The sequence below is a fragment of the Endozoicomonas arenosclerae genome (assembly GCF_001562015.1).
Lineage (GTDB): Bacteria > Pseudomonadota > Gammaproteobacteria > Pseudomonadales > Endozoicomonadaceae > Endozoicomonas_A > Endozoicomonas_A arenosclerae.
Genome location: NZ_LASA01000249.1, coordinates 1 through 1,721 on the forward strand (window position 1 = coordinate 1; position 1,721 = coordinate 1,721).

The 1,721-nt window shown below is 37.9% G+C and carries 2 protein-coding genes; both read left to right on the top strand.

The window, feature by feature from the left end:
- The first annotated feature begins 722 nt into the window (after positions 1–722).
- Positions 723–1,058: a hypothetical protein gene (locus WG89_RS30900; protein WP_153301893.1), complete on the top strand. Its 336-nt coding sequence runs from the start codon at positions 723–725 to the stop codon at positions 1,056–1,058.
- Positions 1,059–1,544: 486 nt separating this feature from the next.
- A partial coding sequence (locus WG89_RS33160; protein ID WP_153301802.1) for a helix-turn-helix domain-containing protein occupies positions 1,545–1,721 on the top strand: 177 nt, incomplete at its 3' end.

Below are 1,721 nucleotides of genomic sequence, written 5' to 3' on the forward strand. Positions count from 1 at the left end.
TTAAACTGTTTCTACCTTAATAAAGGATGATTTGAAAATGAAGTTTCATTTCTTTTTCAAAAACCCGAGCCTCCTCAATAAAAAAACAGATAAAAAATCTATTTAAATTCTCTCCTTTATTCCTGTTGATATCAGTCAGCATGCGTGAACTGGCAAGACATGTTTCGAGAATATCATCTCGCTCATGGAGAAACGGGTTATGCCCTTGTATCAGCAAGTCACTGAGCTTTCCCTCCCTTGGAGATTGGACAACCATGACTATGTAACCAGTCGAGCATAAAAGGCTGGATAACACCGCAGGAGTGGTAAAAATCCAGCACCGTGGCAGAAAGATTGTCTCCAAAGTGACGGCTTCAGTTTCAAGCAATGAGGCTTTTGACGAATTCATAGGCTGGAATTATACCCGGTTTGAATGCCCAAAACATTGATGTGGATGTGTTGAGTTGCCTACAAATTTTGAGCAGTACCCGCAATCTATCCTTATTCGTTAAGTGATGGTGTTAGTTTTTATGGAACTAATGGTAACAATGAAGGTCTTAGGCTCTGTTCAAAATAAATGTTGCTAATGTTTGATAAGCCTCTGGAAGCCCTGTTAGTACAGAGACTTTCAGAACCCTGGCTTTTCTTGGTATCAATGGCTTTAAGGAGCATACCAACATTTACTGTGAATAGAACCAGGGTCTTAAGTTGTAGTTACTATTTTTAATAGTAGGAGGTTGAAATTGAATAAACCTTTTATCTCAGTCACACTTGCTGCACTATTTTCAGAAAACCTGACAGCCCTTGAACTATCTGAAGACACCCAACATTATTCAGCTGAACCGTCTATAGAAACAAAACCCACTTCAGGTGAACTGTATAAAGACTACCATCTTTATTCAAGTGAACTGTCTCCAGATACTCAATTTAATTCAGATCTATACAATTCATCGCGAGTGGTGGACAAAAATAGTGAATTATCTTTTAATCCTAAATGCAAATATCGAGTAATTGTTAGAACAAAAGATGCTACAAAAAATCTTATGAGTTTGTCCGATCCTATAATGCAACTTCTGTAAGCAGTGAATCACTTTTATTTAGGATAGAAGTTAATAAACATATAATTTATTCAAAAGAAACTGAAGATGATTATATTGAACCTTATTACGTCAAAGAAGATTTCATACTTCGATCTAGCAACAAAACAAGAATTTCATATAATGGGAATATTGTTAAGCCCGAAATAATTCGGGGTTATGATTACATTGATCGTATGAACTTCGATTTAATTGAAGAAAGCTGTTTAGAGTTATGATCATTCCTCAGCTCCTGTGAGTGACGGCCACTTGATTAAAAAATGCCATTGTAACCCGATCCACGTTCAGCTGCTGACAGCTGTTGCAAACCGGTATTGGCTGGTCTTTTTTTATGAAAATCCGACTGAAAATTCCATAACAGTCTAACCTGAAAGGTTTTTACGCTGATGAAATGAGATGTTATTGATCTGGGCCAAAACTTCCCGACAAGAGTTTCTGTATAACTGACACCTCATATTTGAGGTGTACATGAGCAAAGTCGACGGCCGTAAAATTTCCCATGATGTTCGAGAATCTATTCGTTTAGAGGCTATACACCTATGGCTGGAGGGCGCCACTGTCAATCAGCTATCCGAAAAGTATTCTACTCACAGGTCATGCGTTTACGACTGGATTGATCGTTATGAACGAGGTGGCTTGGAAGCC